The sequence below is a fragment of the Bradyrhizobium sp. CCBAU 11357 genome (genome assembly GCF_028128865.1).
In the GTDB taxonomy this organism is placed as follows: Bacteria; Pseudomonadota; Alphaproteobacteria; order Rhizobiales; family Xanthobacteraceae; genus Bradyrhizobium.
In genome coordinates this window covers 41,257-57,930 of record NZ_LBJW01000113.1, presented here as the reverse complement: position 1 = coordinate 57,930, position 16,674 = coordinate 41,257, and the positions used below count along the sequence as shown (strand labels likewise).

At 64.7% G+C, this 16,674-nt stretch carries 14 protein-coding genes; 4 read left to right on the top strand and 10 right to left on the bottom strand.

The window, feature by feature from the left end; translation table 11 throughout:
• The first annotated feature begins 19 nt into the window (after positions 1 to 19).
• Together XI05_RS36185 and XI05_RS36180 are read left to right on the top strand one after the other, a co-directional pair.
• Positions 20 to 961, top strand: a complete 942-nt coding sequence (locus tag XI05_RS36185) for an ABC transporter permease (protein ID WP_271510655.1) — start codon at positions 20 to 22, stop codon at positions 959 to 961.
• Between the two features lie 4 nt (positions 962 to 965).
• Positions 966 to 1,856, top strand: coding sequence for an ABC transporter permease (locus XI05_RS36180; RefSeq protein WP_271510652.1), 891 nt, complete (start codon positions 966 to 968; stop codon positions 1,854 to 1,856).
• 120 nt (positions 1,857 to 1,976) lie between these two features.
• On the opposite strand, the gene cnbZ is transcribed toward XI05_RS36180, so the two are convergent.
• The 9 genes from cnbZ to XI05_RS36135 form a co-directional block, all read right to left on the bottom strand.
• Positions 1,977 to 2,723 carry a 2-amino-5-chloromuconate deaminase CnbZ gene (gene cnbZ, locus XI05_RS36175; protein ID WP_271510650.1) on the bottom strand — a complete coding sequence of 249 codons (747 nt, stop codon included), beginning with the start codon at positions 2,721 to 2,723 and terminating at the stop codon, positions 1,977 to 1,979.
• A gap of 9 nt (positions 2,724 to 2,732) precedes the next feature.
• Positions 2,733 to 3,983, bottom strand: a complete 1,251-nt coding sequence (locus XI05_RS36170; protein ID WP_271510647.1) for an adenylate/guanylate cyclase domain-containing protein — start codon at positions 3,981 to 3,983, stop codon at positions 2,733 to 2,735.
• Positions 3,980 to 4,369 carry a response regulator gene (locus XI05_RS36165; RefSeq protein ID WP_025034870.1) on the bottom strand — a complete coding sequence of 130 codons (390 nt, stop codon included), beginning with the start codon at positions 4,367 to 4,369 and terminating at the stop codon, positions 3,980 to 3,982. The genes XI05_RS36170 and XI05_RS36165 overlap by 4 nt, the downstream gene beginning before the upstream one ends.
• Complete coding sequence (locus XI05_RS36160; RefSeq protein WP_271510644.1) at positions 4,366 to 6,969, bottom strand: ATP-binding protein; 2,604 nt, start codon at positions 6,967 to 6,969, stop codon at positions 4,366 to 4,368. Before XI05_RS36160 ends, XI05_RS36165 begins: the two co-directional genes overlap by 4 nt.
• 128 nt (positions 6,970 to 7,097) lie before the next feature.
• The gene (locus XI05_RS36155) at positions 7,098 to 10,193 is read right to left on the bottom strand and encodes a MexW/MexI family multidrug efflux RND transporter permease subunit (RefSeq protein WP_271510642.1); all 3,096 of its coding nucleotides are present in this window, start codon (positions 10,191 to 10,193) and stop codon (positions 7,098 to 7,100) included.
• A 68-nt stretch (positions 10,194 to 10,261) separates the two neighbouring features.
• Entirely contained in the window at positions 10,262 to 11,455 is a 1,194-nt protein-coding gene (locus tag XI05_RS36150; RefSeq protein WP_271510640.1) for an efflux RND transporter periplasmic adaptor subunit, read from the bottom strand.
• Position 11,456: 1 nt separating this feature from the next.
• Positions 11,457 to 12,158 (bottom strand): TetR/AcrR family transcriptional regulator, encoded by a 702-nt coding sequence (locus XI05_RS36145; RefSeq protein WP_172784004.1) that lies wholly within the window; start codon positions 12,156 to 12,158, stop codon positions 11,457 to 11,459.
• A 139-nt stretch (positions 12,159 to 12,297) separates the two neighbouring features.
• Positions 12,298 to 12,888 carry a thiamine pyrophosphate-dependent enzyme gene (locus tag XI05_RS36140; protein ID WP_271510638.1) on the bottom strand — a complete coding sequence of 197 codons (591 nt, stop codon included), beginning with the start codon at positions 12,886 to 12,888 and terminating at the stop codon, positions 12,298 to 12,300.
• The gene (locus XI05_RS36135; RefSeq protein ID WP_271510635.1) at positions 12,885 to 13,427 is read right to left on the bottom strand and encodes a phosphonopyruvate decarboxylase; all 543 of its coding nucleotides are present in this window, start codon (positions 13,425 to 13,427) and stop codon (positions 12,885 to 12,887) included. The genes XI05_RS36140 and XI05_RS36135 overlap by 4 nt, the downstream gene beginning before the upstream one ends.
• Positions 13,428 to 13,532: 105 nt before the next feature.
• Here XI05_RS36135 and XI05_RS36130 point away from each other — a divergent pair, with 105 nt between their 5' ends.
• Both XI05_RS36130 and rocD read left to right on the top strand, forming a co-directional pair.
• Positions 13,533 to 14,753, top strand: a complete 1,221-nt coding sequence (locus tag XI05_RS36130; protein ID WP_271510634.1) for a cytochrome P450 — start codon at positions 13,533 to 13,535, stop codon at positions 14,751 to 14,753.
• Positions 14,754 to 14,980: 227 nt separating this feature from the next.
• The gene (gene rocD / locus XI05_RS36125) at positions 14,981 to 16,195 is read left to right on the top strand and encodes an ornithine--oxo-acid transaminase (protein ID WP_271510632.1); all 1,215 of its coding nucleotides are present in this window, start codon (positions 14,981 to 14,983) and stop codon (positions 16,193 to 16,195) included.
• 105 nt (positions 16,196 to 16,300) lie between these two features.
• Here rocD and XI05_RS36120 read toward each other — a convergent pair whose 3' ends face one another.
• On the bottom strand, positions 16,301 to 16,642 hold the full coding sequence (locus tag XI05_RS36120) for a hypothetical protein (RefSeq protein ID WP_271510630.1): 342 nt from the start codon (positions 16,640 to 16,642) through the stop codon (positions 16,301 to 16,303).
• Between the last annotated feature and the right edge of the window lie 32 nt (positions 16,643 to 16,674).

Here is a 16,674-nt window from a genome sequence, read left to right as displayed (position 1 = left end):
CCGGGACACGTGTGGCCTCATGCTGAACTTCCTCGCCCGCCGCATCGCGCAGATCGTGCCGACACTGTTCTTCGTGTCGGTGCTGATCTTCTCGCTGCAGCAATTGTTGCCGGGCGACCCGGCGCTGGTGATGGCCGGCGAGGAGCGCGATCCCGCCGTGATCGAGCAGATCCGCCAGCAATACAAGCTCGATCAGCCGATCCCCGTGCAATACGTCTATTGGCTCAAGGGCGTTCTGTCGGGCAACTTCGGCGAATCCCTGCGTAACAAGATGCCGGTACGCGAGCTGATCGCGCAGAAGCTGCCGGTCACGCTCCAGCTCGGCTCGATGGCGATCCTGATCGCGTTCTGCATCGGCATTCCCGCCGGCATCGTCTCCGCGGTGAAGAAGGGCACGGCCTGGGACTATGGCGCCAATCTGTTCGCGCTGTGGGGCATCTCGACGCCGAATTTCTGGCTCGGAATTTTGCTGATCTTCCTGTTCTCGATCGAGCTCGGCTGGCTGCCGGCCTCCGGCTACGTGCCGCTCACCGAAAACTGGCGCGCGAGTCTCGCCGCCACCATCATGCCGGCCTTCGTGCTCGGCAACGCGATCTCCGCGATCCTGATGCGGCATACGCGCAGCGCGATGCTCCAGGTACTGGAAAGCGACTATGTCCGCACCGCGCGCGCCAAGGGCCTCTCCGAGCGCTCCGTCATCCTCAAGCACGCCATGCGCAATGCGCTGACGCCCGTCATCACGCTCGGCGCGCTCGAGCTCGGCACGCTCCTTTCGGGCGCCGTGCTGACCGAGCAGATCTTCTCCATTCCCGGCTTCGGCAAGCTGATCGTCGACGCCGTATTCAATCGCGACTACGCGGTCGTGCAGGGCGTGGTGCTGGTGACGGCAACGGTCTACATCACGCTGAACCTCGTGGCCGACGTCGCCTATATCCTCGTCAATCCGCGGCTGCGAGGCTAGCGCCATGACCGACGCCGCGCTGCCCGCCGCCCCCTCCACCTCGCAGGCCTATGAGCTCGACAGCCCGGCGCGCCGTGCGCGACGGCGGCTGTTCAAACGCAAGGCCGCCGTGTTCGGGCTTGTCGTGATCACGATGTTCATCGCGCTTGCAGTCCTTGCGCCCATCGTCGTGCCCTACGACCCCCTCGCGACGAGCTGGAGCCTGGTGCGCAAGCCGCCCACAGCAGCCCACTGGTTCGGCACCGACGAGCTCGGCCGCGACATCCTGAGCCGCGTCGTCTACGGCGCGCGCGCCTCCCTGCTCGCGGGTCTGATCTCGGTCGCGATCGCGCTCGGCATCGGCGTGCCGCTCGGCCTGCTCGCCGGCTATCGCGGCGGCTTCACCGACGCGTTGATCAGCCGCATCACCGATGCGATGCTGGCCTGCCCGTTCCTGATCCTGGCGATTGCGCTCGCCGCGTTCCTCGGCCCGAGCCTCGGCAACGCCATGATCGCGATCGGCATCTCGGCGACGCCAATCTTCATCCGCCTGACCCGCGGCCAGGTGCTCGTCGTCAAGGCCGAAGACTATGTCGAGGCCGCGCGCGCGCTCGGCAATCCGCCGTGGCGGATCGCGTTCTCGCACATCCTGCCGAACATCCTGCCGGCGCTGCTGGTGCAGGCAACGCTCTCGATCGCAGCGGCCATCATCGCCGAGGCCGCCCTCTCCTTCCTCGGTCTTGGCCAGCAGCCGCCGGCGCCGTCCTGGGGCAGCATGCTCAACGCCGCGCAGCGCTTTCTGACCCAGGCGCCCTGGATGGCAATCTGGCCGGGTCTTGCGATCTTCCTCGTCGTGCTGTCACTGAACCTGCTCGGCGACGGCCTGCGCGACGCGCTGGACCCAAGGCAGCGCTAGTCTGATTAATCCTCATGGTGACGAGCACGTTATTACACGCATCTCGAACCATGAAGGCCCCGCTGCAACCCGCGGCCGTCCTTCGAGACGCGCCTCACGGCGCTCCTCAGGATGAGGACCTCAGATCACCACCTCCCGCAGCACGCGGCGGCAATCCATCTCGAATTCCAGATCGACCACCGGCGGACGGGCGAAATGCCAGGTCAGTCCGGAGCGGAGCGCGCCGCGGCGGACCAGCTCGTCCACCAGCGCGTGGTGAAAGTCGTGCACCGAATAGGCCTGCACGCCGGTCGTATCCTTCCAGCCGAAGCCGAAGGCCGCCATCCGGTTTTCCATCTGCGATGTGGTGGTGAAGCGCACCTTCTCGCGCAGCCCCTCCGGGCTGAGGTCGCGGTAGCGCACCGTGCGCTCGACATAGGTGCCGCCGCCCTCGCGCGCCTCGGCGCCGCCGGCGATGACGAAGCTCGGCAAATCTGTCCGCGTCGGACGCGTGAAGGAAAACGCATAGAACGACGGCTCGGACGGCGGATCGATCTCCGGACAGACATTGCTGCGCGCCACCGGATTGGTGGTGCCGTCGAAGATGCCCCATTCGGACAGCGTCTTCACATAGTGCAGGTTGAACGCGCGAAAACCTTCCTCGCTGAAGGCCGCCGGCGAGCGCAGCTCGCAGGCACAGAAAGCCGTCAGCGGACGCCCCGCCTCCTGAATGAATTTTGCGGCCTGCGCAAATCCTTCCGCGAGCGGCACCAGGCGGTCGAACCGGACCCGCTCGATCTCGTAGCCCGCATCCGCGGCGGCACCTGCGGAATATTGGAATACGGATGGAATGAAACGGTAGTTGCCGGCCGAGAATTCGCGCGTCATGACGGACTCCTATTCCAGTTGCATGCGGGTGCCCTTGGCGCCGTTGAGCAGGCGCTTGAGGTGAAACCCGGCCAAGGGATCGTCGGCGTGCATGCCGACCAGCGCGGCAAAGGCCGGCATGGCGGCGGCATCGCCGGCTTCCATCTTGGCAAAGGCTTCGGCATATTGCGCCGTCGCCGGCGCTTCGAATTTGGCCTGCAGCAGCGGTTCGAAGGCGCGCAGCGGCTCGCTGCGTCCGCGCAGCATCAGGTCGCCCACGGGACGGCCACGAAAATTTTCGGCCCCCTTTGCCACGCTGGCACTGACGCAAATGCGCGTTCCCAGATGCTTGTTCGCTGTCTCCAGCCGGGCCGCCGTATTGACGGTGTCGCCATAGGCCGTGTAATCGAAGAAGCGGTTGCCGCCGAAATTGCCGACCAGCGCCGGGCCGGCATGGGCACCGATGCGGGTGGCTCCGAAATTCACACCTCTTGCCTTCCAGCTCGCCGAGAAGTCCTCTGCCCAGGCGTCGAGGGCATGGGCACAGGCGACCGCACGCGTTGCATAGTCCGGCTGGTCGCCGGGGGCGTTGAACAGCACCTGGATCGCATCGCCGATGATCTTGGCGACCGTCCCCTCATGGGCAAACACGATCTCGGTCATGCCGCCGACATATTCGTTGAGGAGCTCGCCCAGCGTCTGCGGAGGGGCGGTCTCGACCAGCGAGGTGAAGCCGGTGATATCGGTGAAGAGGGTGGCGACATCGCGCCACTGCACCTCCATGTCGTCGCCATCGACGTCGCCGGCCAGCCGCCTTGCGATCTCCGGCGAGAAGAAGCGCGACAGCGAGGCATGGGCGCGCTCGGCTTCCATCTGGCGCCGCCGCACCTCGCGCAGCATCTCCACATGGCGGATGGTCTTCTCGATCGTAGCTTCGAGGTCGGCGAAGTCGATCGGCTTGGTCAGGAAGTCGAACGCACCGCGGTTCATGGCGGTGCGGATGTTGCTCATGTCGCCGTAGGCCGAGACGATGATGGTCGACTTCTTCTCCTCGGCCTCCTGGAGCTTTGCCAGCAGCGACAGACCGTCCATCCGCGGCATGTTGATGTCGGAGACCACCATGTCGACATGCGGATTCTGCTCCAGCGATTCCAGCGCCTCCAGGCCGTCGCGCGCGAAGATGAGCGCGAGCTGCCCATCGCGGATCTGCCTGCGGAATTTCTGCAGGATCAACGCCTCGAGGTCCGGCTCGTCGTCGACGAAGAGGATGGTCGCAGTCATGCGGCTTGCTCGAGCCTCGTATCGATCTCCTGGCGCAGCAGCGCAAAGTCGATCGGCTTGGTGAGGAGCCCGACGGCGCCCCGTTCGATCGCCTTGCGGCGCGTCTCGGCATCGCCATAGGCCGTGATCATGATGACGGGAACGTCCGGATGCGCGGCACGCACTTTCGGCAGCATGTCGAGCCCGCTCATGCCGGGCATGTTGATGTCGGACAGGATCAGGATCAGCGAGGGATCACGAACTTCGGCAGCGCGCTCGAGCGCCTCGGGGGCCGAGAGCGCAAACTCCATCTGGAAGCGGCCGGCGCGCAGGTCGCGCCGGAACTGCTGCCGAAACAAGGCCTCGACGTCGGGCTCGTCATCGACGACCAGGATGTAAACGTTCAAGACTTTCCTCCGGAAGTGTCGGCCGCTGCCATCGTCCGCGGCAGCGTGATGATGAATTCGGTGAATACACCTTGTGTGGTGTTCACGTCGATCGTGCCGCCGTGTTGTTTCACCACGATGTCGTGGCTCATTGAAAGGCCTAGGCCCGTGCCTTCGCCGGCCGGCTTGGTGGTGAAGAAAGGATTGAACATCTTCTCCTTCACCTCAGGCGGAATCCCCGAGCCGTTGTCGCGGATCCGGATCTCGACCCTGTCGCCGAGATTCTTCGTTGCCGCGCGCAAGGTGGGCTCGAACGCCTCGCCGTCGCTCTCCTTGCGCTTGTTCGCGGCATAGAAGCCGTTCGAGATCAGGTTGAGCAAGACGCGCGTGATCTCCTGCGGATAGATGTCGATCATGCCGGCAGCCGGGTCGAAATCGCGCTGGAGGGTAACGTTGAAGGCAGGCCTTTCGGCGCGCGCGCCGTGATAGGCGAGATTGAGACTCTCCTCCACCACCGCATTGATGTCGACGGCGCGATGTTCGCCGGAACCCTGACGCGAATGCAGCAGCATGTTCCTGACGATGGAATCGGCGCGCTTGCCGTGCTGCACCACCTTCTCCAGATTGGCCCTGAGCATGCCGGTCAGCTCGTCAACCTCCTGCTTCGTCTTGCCGTCGAGCGCGGCGGATTGCAGGGTCTCGTTGAGTTCGTCGATCAGCTCGGTCGAGACCGCGGAGAAATTATTGACGAAATTGAGCGGGTTCTTGATCTCGTGGGCAATGCCGGCGGTGAGCTGGCCGAGCGAGGCGAGCTTCTCCGTCTGAATCAGGCGGTCCTGAGCGGCGCGCAGGTCCTCGAGTGAGCGCGACAGCTCATCCGTGCGGTCCCGCAGTTCGTTGAGCAGGCGCGCATTTTCCATCGCGATCACAGCCTGCGCCGCAAAATTCGTCACCAACTCGATTTGCTTGCTGGAGAAGGCAAGAGGCCGCTGACGGTAGATCAGAAGCGCGCCGATCAGGTCGCCGTCCTTGAGCATGGGAACGCCAACCAGTGTCCGCGCCCCGGCGCGTAGCGCCAGTATTGGTCCGTCATATCCTTGAGGTGTTTCGAAGAAGTCCGGCTCCGTCCTCGTATCGACAACATGCACGGTTTCCCTGGTCCGAACGATGCGGCCGATGACGGTGTTCGGAGCGGGCCGTGTCGGCTTCTGGTAGATCTCGTCTTTCAGCTCGGCCGGAACACCGTGCATCGCGATGGCGCGGAACGTGTCTCCCTCTCGCAGATAAAGAGACCCGAACTCAGCCTGGCAGATGCGAGTGGCGTTCTCCAACATGATGCGAAATACCGGCCCCAATTGTCCGGGGGAAATGGAGATAACCTGGAGCACTTCGGAAGTTGCGGTCTGCTGTTGCAGCGATTCGCTCAATTCCGCCGTGCGCTGCTCGACCTTCCTTTCCAAGTCGGCATAGGATTCCTGCAGGCGCGCGCCCATCTCGTTGAACTGATCGGCGAGGCCTTCGAGCTCGTCGCCGGACTTGATCGAGATGCGTTGGGAGAAGTCGCCGCCGCCGATCCGCTCGGCGCCGCTGCGCAGCGCCTGGATCGGCCCGACCATGCGGCGCGCCAGGAATACCCCGGCGAGCACCGCGAAAATCGAGGCCGCGAGCAGCACGATGGCGAGCCGCTGCAACGAGGCGTAGAGCGAAGCATAGGCCTCCTCGACCGGAAGCTCCACGAACATGGTCCAGCCCAGCGGCGGGATCGGGGCTGAGGCTGTCAGGACCGTCTGTCCCTGGATGTTGTTCGCCTCTTGCAACGAGTCCGGCATGGTGCCGCCACCAGCTCGGGCACCCCTCACCTGGGCGAGGCCGGACATGTCGGTGTTGCGCAGCACGAGACTGATGTCGGGATGCGCGATCAGGCGGCCCTCCGGGCCGACCACGTAGGCATGGCCGTGCTCTCCGACCTTGATCTGGGACACGACGTCCCAGATCAGCTTGAGGTTGACCTCGGCGATGCTGACGCCGGCGTCCTTGCGCGCGCCCGCCAGCGCCAGCGTCATGTAAGGCTCGGACTCCCGGCGGAAATAGACAGGTCCGTAATAGACCTTGCGCGCGACCGCCTCGGTGAACTTCGGGTCGCTCGACAGGTCGATCCCGCTGTCGAGCGCGTCCATCGCCAGCCGCGAGACCCGCAGCCGCTCCTTGCCGGTCGAATCCACCTGGGCCAGCTCGGTGATCGCAGGCACCTGGCGCAACAGGCGCAGCGCGTCGAACCGGCGCTGCTCGATCGAGCCGCCCGACCAGGGCAGCTGCGTGGTCCAGCCGAGCTGACTCTCGATCTCCTTGACGAACTGGCCGATCTTGGCCGCGGCCGCCTCGGCCTGCTCGTGCTGGACCCGGATCAGCGAGGCCTTGTGCTCGCGATAATAGAAGTAGACCTCGAACAAGCCATTGGCGAGCAGCGCGATGGCGACGACGGCCACGAACAGCGCGACGTATTTGGCAAAGAGCCGAGTCCGGATTCCGCGGCCCGCCGTCTCACCGGAGCCGGCCTCGCCTCGGGCCGCGCTCGGCAGTGTCCCGGCTTGGCGGGTGTCGGGGTGAAGGGACAGGCTCATCCTGCGGAACCTAGCAAGAAGACCGGACCTTGTCTCTCGCAAGCGCGGGAAAGGGCTCACCCGAGGCGCAACGAAAAGGGCGGCAGCGGATGACCGCTGCCGCCCTTCGACTAGCCTTGCCAGCGGCCTCAGGTCGGCCGCAGCACCTTTGCATCGAGGTCGAGCTCGTTGACCTGCTTGTTCCGCTCGGAATCGGCCGCCGCGCGATGGTCGGTCGCCAGCACCACATAGACCGCCGGCAGCACGAACAGCGTGAACAGCGTGCCGATCGACATGCCGGCGACGACCACGAGGCCGATCGAGAAGCGGCTGGCCGCGCCCGCGCCCGTCGCGGTCAGCAGCGGGATCAGGCCGGTCACCATCGCCGCCGTGGTCATCAGGATCGGCCGCAGGCGGATGCGGGCCGACATCTCGATGGCCGAGCGGCGGTCGAGCCGCTCGTTGACCTGGAGCTCGTTGGCGAACTCCACCATCAGGATGCCGTGCTTGGTGATCAGGCCGACCAGGGTGAGCAGACCGACCTGGGTGTAGATGTTCATGGTCGCCACGCCGAAGAACAGTGGGATCAGAGCACCGACGATCGCCATCGGCACCGAGATCATGATGACCAGCGGGTCGCGCAGGCTCTCGAACTGCGCCGCCAGCACCAGGAAGATGATGATCAGCGCGAAGCAGAAAGTGATCGCGAGCTGATTGCCCTCCTGAACATATTGCCTGCTATCGGCAAGATAGTCGTGGCTGAAGCCCTGCGGCAGCTTCTTGGCCTCGCTTTCGAGGAAATCCACCGCAGCGCCGATGGTCACGCCGGGCATCGGCACGGCCGAGAACGTCGCCGAATTGAGCTGATTGTAATGCGTCAGCGAATTCGGGTCGGTCTTGGTCCTGATCGAGACCACGGTCGACAGCGGAAGCTGCTGGCCGGTGTTCGTGGTCACGTAATAGCCGCCGAGGGCTTCCGGCGAGAGCCGATTGACGCGTGGCACCTGCGGAATGACCTGATATGAGCGACCCTCGAGATTGAAGCGGTTGATGTAGTTGCCGCCCAGCAGGACCGCGAGCGTAGAGCCGAGGTTCTGCATGTTGACGCCGAGGTCCTGCGCCTTGGTGCGGTCGATCGTGACCTCAACGTTCGGCTGGTTATAGGCCAAGTCGCTGTCGGAGACGATGAACATGCCGCTCTTGCGCGCGGCGTCCTTCAACTTTTCCATCTGCTCATAGACCGCCTGGAATCCAGCGGTGGAGTTGATCACCATCTGCACCGGCAGGCCGCCAGGTCCGCCCGGCAGCGGCGGCAGGTTGAATGCGAATGCCTGCACTCCCTCGATCTTGGAGAGTTCGGCCTGCACCAGCGGCTTCAACTTGATTGACGAGCGTTTGCGCTCGTCCCAGGGTTTGAGCAACATGCCGGCAATGCCACCTTGCGGGCCGTTGATGCCGTTCAGGACGAAGCGCAGATCGGTCTCCGGAAATTTTTCGAATTCCTTGTCGAGCTTGTCGCCGTAGAAATCGAGATAATCGATGTTGGCGTATTTCGGCGCCTTGGTCACCGCGAACACGATGCCCTGATCCTCCTCAGGCGCCAGCTCCTTCGAGGTGTGCATGTAGAGGAAGCCGACGAGCCCGAGGATCGTGATCGCGAACAGGCCAGTGATGGCCTTGTAGTCCAACGAGCGGTCGAGCTTGCGCCCATACCAGCGCGTCATCGCGCCGAACACGTTGTTGACGAGCTTGGCGAAGCGGCCCTCTTCGGTGTTCTTCAGCAGCACCGAGCACATCATGGGCGACAACGTCAGCGCGATCACGCCCGACACGATCACGGAGCCTGCCAGCGTGAAGGCGAATTCGCGGAACAGCGAACCGGTGAGGCCGCCAAGGAAACCGATCGGCGCGTACACGGCCGCGAGCGTGATCGTCATCGAGACGACAGGACCCACGATCTCACGCGCGCCTTGCAGCGAAGCCTGGACCGGCGTCTTGCCCTCCTCCAGATGGCGGTGGATGTTCTCAACCACGACGATGGCGTCGTCGACCACGAGGCCGATCGCGAGCACCATCGCGAGCAGCGTCAAGAGATTGAAGCTGAAGCCGAACGCCAGCATCAGGGTGCAGACACCGATCATCGACAGGGGGATGGTGACGACGGGAATGATGACCGAGCGGAGCGAGGCCAGGAACAGGAAGATGACCACGATCACGATGATCACGGCCTCCCCCAGGGTCTTCTCCACCTCGTCGATCGAAGATTGAATGAACTTGGTCGAGTCGTAGGCGACCTTCATCTTCATCGACGGCGGCAGGTTGCGTTCGAGCTCGGGGAACAGCGCGCGGACACCCTTGACCAGCGTCAGCGGATTGCCTTGCGGCGTGGCCTGAACGCCGATGAAGATCGCGTGCTCTCCGTTGAAGGCGACGCTGGCGTTCGTGCTCTGGGCGGCAAGCTCGACGGTGGCGATGTCCTCCATCCGCACGAAGCCGCCGTCCTTCGCCTTGACGATCATTCTCTTGAATTGATCGACGTTGGTCAGGTCCGTGTTCGTCGAGATATTCGAGACGATCAGATAGCCCTTGGTCTGGCCCGCCGCGGATTGGAAGTTGTTGGCGGCGATCGCCGTCGCAACGTCGGAAGCCGACACATTGCGGCCGGCCATCTTCACAGGATCGAGCCAGAGCCGCATGGCGAAGGTCTGGCCGCCGAGAATGTCAGCCGACGCGACGCCGTCGACGGTGGAAAGCACCGGCTGCACCACGCGCGTGAGGTAGTCCGATATCGCCGAACCCGACAGTTCCTCGGACGAGAAGCCGAGATACATCACGGCCGTGGTCTGGCCCGTGGTCTTGGTGACGATCGGGTCGTTGGATTCCTTCGGGATCAGGTACTTCACCGAATTGGTCTTCGCCAGCACCTCGGTGAGCGCCTGGTTCGGATCGAAATTCAGCTTGATGTAGACCTGGATCGTCGAGGTGCCGAGCACCGAGGACGAGGTGATGTAGTCGACGCCCTCGGCGGAGGCGACCGCCTGCTCGATCGGCGTCGTGATGAAGCCCTGGATCAGATCTGCGGACGCGCCGGGATAGACGGTCGTGATGTTGATGACCGTGTTCGACAGCTTCGGATATTGCCGGATCGGCAGCACCATCGCCGCGCGCAGGCCGATCAGCAGGATCAGCAGGCTGACGACAACCGACAGAACCGGTCGTTTGATGAAAATGTCGGTAAAGGCCATCGCGGGCGATCTCGATTTCTTTTTTCAAGATGCGCGATCCGGCCGGGCCGGATCACGCGAGGATGTTGTCAGTAGCGCGGCGGCTGCGTCGGGATCGGGGGGGCCGGATCAGTCGAGATCGACACCGGCGCGCCCGATTGCAGCTTGAGCTGGCCGACGGCGACGACCTTGTCGCCTGCCTTCAGGCCCTTGACGATTTCGGTCCGACCCTCGACCCGGTTGCCGGTCTGCACGAAGGTTCGTACCGCCGACAGGCTGGTCTTGCCGTCCTCTTCCTTCTTTTCGGTGATCACGAACACGGAGTCGCCGTACAGCGTGTAATCGACTGCCGTTTCAGGCACTGTGATCACGGCCGGCTTTTCCGGCAGCACCACCGTCGTGGTCACGAACATGCCGGGCTTGAGGATCTTCTCCGGATTGGCGATCGTCGCCTGCACGCGGATGTTGCGGGTGTCGGTGGCGATCTGCGGCTCGATCGTGGTGATCTTGCCCTCGAAGGTGCGGCCGGGATAGGCGTCGACCTTCAGCCGGACGGTCTGGCCGACCTTGAGGCTGCCGGAATCCTTTTCCGTCACCGTGAAGTTGGCCCACAGCTCCGACAGATCGGTCAGCGACACGATCGCGGTGCCGGCGGTGAGATACTGACCGACCTCGACCTTGCGCATGCCGAGATCGCCGGCGAACGGCGCGCGCACCAGCTTCTGCGAGATTAACGCTTCGGTCTTGGCGATGCCCGCCTGCGCCTGGTCGTAGGCCGCCTGCGCGGTATCGACGGTCGCCTGCGGACCGAACTGGCGCGAGGCCAGCTGCTTGGCGCGATCAAGCGACAGCTGCGCGACGGTCGCCTGCGCCTTGTAATTGGCGAGGTCACCCTGCTCCGGCGCATCGAACAGCTGCACCAGCGGCGTGCCGGCCTCGACACGCGTGCCCGGCTCGAACTTGATCTCGGTGACGCGGCCGTTGACGTCGGCGCTGACGTCGACCTGGTGCACGGCGACGAGGCTGCCGACCGCGGTGAGCAGGTTCGGCACAACCTCGGACTTCGCCTCAGCCGCGCTGACCGGGGTCGGCGGCGGCTTGTTGTTGGCGAAGAACTGCTTGATCATCTGGCCGCGGAAGGAATTGAACCAGACGAGCCCACCGACGAGCACGGCCAGAAGCGTGCCGACGATGATGAACCAGCGTACCGGCCGGACCGGACGCTTGGGAGCCTTGTTGTCGATCGGTTGACCCGAAATCTTGTTTTCGGCCACGATGTTCATGTCATGCACTTTCTGCAATCGCCGCCTGGTTGGCATCCGCGGCCTGATTGCGGCCCAGATGCGAAGCAATTGCGGCGTCGTTAAGTCCGATACCCCTCAGGAGAAACTCACAGAGCTGCCGCTCCAGGTCGGTCGCCCTGCCGTAAGCAAGACAGGGCGTGGCCGGCAGCCTGGTCAGCGCCGCGGTCATCACCGCATGATGCGCAAACCAGAACAGGTTGAGCGGATCGCCAGCGCAGGGCCGCGCGTCACCGCTCGCAACCGCACGCTCGAGCGAGGCGACGAAGACGGCGCCGATCAGCGTCTCGATCTTGGCATAGAGCAAGCGGGCGAATTCGCCATCATCCAAATGGCTCGTGGCCATCAGCCGCAGGCGCTGGGCCTCTTCCTGATCGGGACCGTCGGCGATCTGGAGGAAGTGTTCGACCATCCCGCGGATCACTTCGACCAGCGTGGCGGTCGAGGGCTCCCGTTCGAGCAGCTCCATCAGAGCGGGATCCGCCTCGCATTCGTCGCTGAGGATCTCGGCATAGAGCGCCGCCTTGGACGGGAAATGCTTGAACAGCAGCGCCTCGGAAATGGCAGCCGCGGCCGCCACGCTCTTCGTCGTGGTGCCGGTATAGCCGTGTCGGGCAAAGCAGCGCTTTGCGGCGCCGAGGATCAATTGACGCCTCAGGTCGCTGGTCATACGCAATGAGCTCATGCTGGGTGAGTAAGCACTCACCCACGCAGGAGTCAAGTACTATGTTGCATCGCAACCTGCGTGCGATGTGGAATCAATGGAAATTGATCGAGCCTGCACGGCCCGCGTGCAAGAGTTCGGCAGGGGATGGACAAACCGCCTAGATCGGCTGGAAGCCGAGGTCAGCGCGGATCCGGTTGACGATGTAGGTCCCATCCCTGGTCGGCAGAATCCGCTCCAGACTGGCGCTGTCGATCTTCACATTGGCAAAGCGCGGACCCGCGGAAACGTCGTGGACGGCTTTGGCGAAGGCTTCGACTTCGGCAATGGTCGTGACAGCCCGGCTGTCGTGAATGCCGCAAGCCCTGGCGATGCCGACGAGGTCGGCGGCCGCGGAGGTGTGGCTGGTCTGGCCGCCGGTCTCGCCATAGGCCTCGTTGTCGAGCACTGCGATCGAGAGGTTGGCCGGCTTTTGCAGGCCGATTGTGGCGAGGCTGCCCATGCCCATCAGCATCTCGCCGTCGCCGGTGATGACCAGCACCGGCAGCTTCGGCTGCGCCAGCGCCAGACCCAGCCCGATCATCGCGGCGCCGCCCATGCCGCCCCAGAGGTAGAAGTTGCGGGCGTGGTCGCCGGCGGCGCACATGTCGTTGGTCGAGGCCCCGAGACCGCCGATCGCGACGACGTCCTTGCGGTTCGCCAGCAGCGTGGAGACGACCTGGCGACGGTCGAGGAGATTGGCCTTGCTCATTTGGTGAAAACCTTGGCCCCGATCAGGCGCTGCGACAGAAGGACGGCTGTGGGGGTCAGCGCGTTATAGGCCTGGGCTGCGGCGGCCTCCAGCACCGCCGGCACCTCGGCCGGGTGCGAGGCGCGCAGCACCTTGACGCCGGAGAGCTCGAACACGCCTTGCGTGGTCGAGCCCATCGGCACCTGCCATGGATTGAACTCGCCCCACTCGCCGCGCATGGTCACGAGCGTCAGGAACGGGAAGCGCAGGATCGGGATCAGCGACAGCATGTTGATGCAATTGCCGACGCCGCTCGACTGCATCAGCAAGACGCCGCGCTGTCCACCCGCCCAGGCGCCGGCGAGCAGCGCCACGCCCTCCTCCTCCGTCGTCAGCGCAATGCCGCGCATGGTGGAGGAGTCCAGCACGCGCTGGATCAGCCTGGAATGACCGGCGTCAGGCACGTAAGGCACCTGCCGGACGTCGAAGCGCTGCAGGATAGCGAAAATATCGTCGGGCCAGTTCGGCGCCGTGTCGGCAGCGTCAGCGCGTGCGTGCATTTTCCTGTCCGGTCGGCTAGCAAGGTGCAAAGACTGTAGACGCATGCACGCGTCGACCAGAACAACAAAAACGGCATATCGGCTTTAACCGGCGAGTATAACGGGATGAACGCAGATGCGAAGGCGCTGGCAGCAAGCTTCGACCTCGAGAAGCTGACGCCGGAGTTCTACGACAACCCCTATCCGACCTATCGTGCACTGCGGGAGAACGAGCCGGTCAAGCGCCTGCGCAGCGGCACCGTGTTCCTGACGCGCTACGACGATCTCGTCACCACCTACAAGAACACGAAATCCTTCAGCTCGGACAAGAAGCGTGAGTTCGCACCGAAATACGGCGACACGCCGCTCTACGAGCACCACACCACCAGCCTCGTGTTCAACGACCCGCCGGCCCACACCCGCGTGCGCCGCCTGATCATGGGTGCACTGTCGCCGCGCGCGATCGCGAGCATGGAGGGGGACCTCATCAAGCTCGTCGACGGCCTGCTCGATGCCATCGCCGCCAAGGGCGCTTGCGAACTGATCGAGGACTTTGCCGCTTCGATTCCGATCGAGGTGATCGGCAATCTGCTCGACGTGCCTCACGAGGAGCGAGGCCCGCTGCGCGACTGGTCGCTGGCGATCCTCGGCGCACTCGAACCGGTGGTGTCGACGGAGGCTGCGACGTGCGGCAACAAGGCGGTGGCGGACTTCCTCGCTTACCTGCAGACGCTGGTCGCGCGCCGGCGCGCCAAGCCCGGCAATCCAGAGCGCGACGTGCTGACGCGGCTCGTCCAGGGCGAGGAGAACGGCGAGCGGCTGACCGAGAAGGAGCTGCTGCACAATTGCATCTTCCTGCTCAATGCCGGCCACGAGACCACCACCAACCTGATCGGCAACGGGCTCGTGGCGCTGGACCGACATCCCGACCAGAAGCAGCGGCTGATCGAGAACCCGGACATGATCAAGACCGCGGTGGAGGAGATGCTGCGCTACGAGAGCTCCAACCAGCTCGGCAATCGCATGACCACCGAGAGGGTCGAGCTCGGCGGCGTCATGCTCGAAGCCGGCACGTCGGTGACGCTGTGCATCGGCGCGGCGAACCGCGACCCCGCGCAGTTTCCGGACCCTGAGCGTTTCGACATCGCGCGCACGCCGAACCGGCACCTCGCCTTCGCCACCGGCGCGCATCAATGCGCCGGCATGGCGCTGGCGCGGCTGGAAGGGGCGATTGCGATCTCGCGCTTCCTGGCGCGCTTCCCGAACTATGCCGTGACCGGCCAGCCGGTGCGCGGCGGACGGGTGCGGTTCCGCGGCTTCCTGAGCGTGCCCTGCGCGCTTCGCTGACGGGCTTGACAACAAAAACTGCGAAAACAACCCCATGCACAGTAGAGCCTGGATCGCCGAACGGCGTCCTGTGGCCCGGCAGAACCACCTGACATTTCGGGACTATCAGGCCGCGCCGCGCCATCGGCGTATCAAGGCTTCCGAGCTGGCAAACCGATACCCACATTCATTTGGGCGCGACCGCCGATGCAGTCGGTTGACGCCGCGCAGCAATGGAGTGACGGCAGATGAGCGCGTCGGTCATTGATTTCGTTGCGACGGAAGCACGCTTTGGCGCCCACAATTACGAGCCGATCGGGGTCGTCCTTGCGCGCGGCGAAGGTGTCTGGGTCTGGGATACCGAAGGCAACCGGTACCTCGATTGCCTGTCCGCCTATTCGGCGGTCAGCCAGGGTCACTGCCACCCCAAGATCCTGGCCGCGATGGTCGAACAGGCGCACAGGCTGACGCTCACCTCGCGCGCCTTCCACAACGACCAGCTCGCCTTGTTCTATGAGGAGGTCGCGGCGCTCACCGGCTCCCACAAGGTGCTGCCGATGAACAGCGGTGCCGAGGCCGTCGAAAGCGCGATCAAGTCGGTCCGCAAATGGGGCTACGAGGTGAAAGGCGTGCCGGACGGCCAGGCCGAGATCATCGTCTGCGCCAACAATTTCCACGGACGCACGCTGGGCATCGTCGGCTTTTCAACCGACCCCGAGACACGCGGACACTTCGGGCCGTTCGCGCCAGGCTTCAAGGTCATCCCGTTCGGCGACGCCGCGGCGCTTAAGGAAGCAATCAACCCAAATACGGTCGCCTTCCTGGTCGAGCCGATCCAGGGCGAAGCCGGTGTCGTCATTCCTCCCGCCGGCTATTTCACCGAGGTCCGGGAGCTCTGCACCGCCAACAATGTGATGCTGGTGCTCGACGAGATCCAGACCGGGCTCGGCCGCACCGGCAAGCTGCTCGCCGAACAGCACGAGGGTATAGAGGCGGACGTGACGCTGCTCGGCAAAGCCCTGTCCGGCGGCTTCTATCCGGTCTCGGCCGTGCTCTCGAACAACGAAGTGCTCGGGACATTGAGGCCCGGGCAGCACGGCTCGACCTTCGGCGGCAACCCGCTTGCCTGCGCGGTGGCCCGCGCGGCGATGCGCGTGCTGGTCGAGGAAGGCATGATCGATAACGCGGCGAGGCAAGGCGAACGCTTTCTGAGCGGCTTGAAGGACATCCGTGCCAATGCGATCCGCGAGGTACGCGGGCGCGGCTTGATGCTGGCGGTCGAGCTTCATCCCGAGGCCGGGCGGGCACGCCGCTACTGCGAGGCGCTCCAGGCCAAGGGCATCCTCGCCAAGGATACCCATGAGCATACGATCCGGATCGCCCCGCCGCTGGTGATCACAAGCGACCAGGTCGACTGGGCGCTGGAGCGGCTCGCCACCACCCTGACGCAGGATCTCTCTTGAGGCTGCCTGCGTCGGAAGATCGCAATGCCGGCAGTGGCCAGCAACGAACGATTCCGGCGGCCGTGCGTTGAAATGTCGTGGGCGATTACGAGCTGGGAGCGAGGATCATGCTTCCGCGTGGCGTTTGCCTGACGGCTGTTTTGGTTGGCGTCTCGATGCTGACGGCGAGCGCGTCGGCCCAGGGCCCCTTGGGACACGGACGGGGTGGACCACCAGGGCCAGCCGCAGCGCCACCATCAGCACCGCCGGCCATGGCCCGCCCGGCAGCACCACCGGCCATGGCTCGTCCGGCGGCACCGCCAGCCATGGCGCGTCCGGCGGCACCGCCAGCCATGGCGCGTCCGGCGGCGCCGCCAGCCATGGCGCGTCCCGCCGCGCCGGCATTCCATCCCCCTTCCGCGCAGCGGCCGGCAATGGCGCCACGTCCGGCGCCGCACATCGCATCACCGCCACCGCGCCCGAGCCCACAATTCAGTGCC

Bases quoted from the DNA above. Each gene is read 5' to 3' on its own strand.
- XI05_RS36185 (WP_271510655.1), top strand. From the start codon at position 20: ATGCTGAACTTCCTCGCCCGCCGCATCGCGCAGATCGTGCCGACACTG.
- XI05_RS36180 (WP_271510652.1), top strand. From the start codon at position 966: ATGACCGACGCCGCGCTGCCCGCCGCCCCCTCCACCTCGCAGGCCTAT.
- cnbZ (WP_271510650.1), bottom strand. From the start codon at position 2,723: ATGACGCGCGAATTCTCGGCCGGCAACTACCGTTTCATTCCATCCGTA.
- XI05_RS36170 (WP_271510647.1), bottom strand. From the start codon at position 3,983: ATGACTGCGACCATCCTCTTCGTCGACGACGAGCCGGACCTCGAGGCG.
- XI05_RS36160 (WP_271510644.1), bottom strand. From the start codon at position 6,969: ATGAGCCTGTCCCTTCACCCCGACACCCGCCAAGCCGGGACACTGCCG.
- XI05_RS36155 (WP_271510642.1), bottom strand. From the start codon at position 10,193: ATGGCCTTTACCGACATTTTCATCAAACGACCGGTTCTGTCGGTTGTC.
- XI05_RS36150 (WP_271510640.1), bottom strand. From the start codon at position 11,455: ATGAACATCGTGGCCGAAAACAAGATTTCGGGTCAACCGATCGACAAC.
- XI05_RS36145 (WP_172784004.1), bottom strand. From the start codon at position 12,158: ATGAGCTCATTGCGTATGACCAGCGACCTGAGGCGTCAATTGATCCTC.
- XI05_RS36140 (WP_271510638.1), bottom strand. From the start codon at position 12,888: ATGAGCAAGGCCAATCTCCTCGACCGTCGCCAGGTCGTCTCCACGCTG.
- XI05_RS36135 (WP_271510635.1), bottom strand. From the start codon at position 13,427: ATGCACGCACGCGCTGACGCTGCCGACACGGCGCCGAACTGGCCCGAC.
- XI05_RS36130 (WP_271510634.1), top strand. From the start codon at position 13,533: ATGAACGCAGATGCGAAGGCGCTGGCAGCAAGCTTCGACCTCGAGAAG.
- rocD (WP_271510632.1), top strand. From the start codon at position 14,981: ATGAGCGCGTCGGTCATTGATTTCGTTGCGACGGAAGCACGCTTTGGC.